General features: G+C 58.7%; 1 protein-coding gene. It reads left to right on the top strand.

What is annotated here, in order from left to right; all coding sequences use genetic code 11:
- Window positions 1-141: 141 nt before the first annotated feature.
- The coding region (locus tag H0248_RS21280) for a contractile injection system protein, VgrG/Pvc8 family (protein WP_308415678.1) at window positions 142-446 on the top strand (305 nt) is incomplete at its 3' end.

A 446-nucleotide genomic window follows, 5' to 3' on the forward strand; every position in this document is an offset into this window, starting at 1 on the left:
CGTGCACCGGTCGAAGCGTAATTCTTCTGTCTCTAACCCGGGCTTGCCCCGGGTTTTCTGCGTGCACTGCCCTGAGGTCTGATTTTCCCAGACCTGAGTGCAGACAACACGGTGTTCATCACGGGAAGCGAGGGAATAAACGTGGCAAACAGTACAGGATTACAGTTCACGGTAAAGGTCGGTGCATTGCCCGCCTTGACCTTTTCCGTGGTGGATTTTCAGCTCAGCGAGGCCCTGAACCAGCCATTTGCCCTGTCGCTGAATCTGGCGAGTGCCTTACCGGGGATCGACTTTGGCGCGGTACTCGACCAGCCGTGTGAGCTGCGGGTGTGGTACGAAGGCGAGCTGAAACGGCGCGTCAGCGGGATTATCAGCGCATTCGCACAGGGTGACACCGGCTTTCGCCGCACACGCTATCAGGCAGAGGTTCGCCCGGCATTGTGGCG

Origin of the sequence: Pectobacterium brasiliense (genome assembly GCF_013449685.1) — a bacterium.
Lineage (GTDB): Bacteria > Pseudomonadota > Gammaproteobacteria > Enterobacterales > Enterobacteriaceae > Pectobacterium > Pectobacterium brasiliense_A.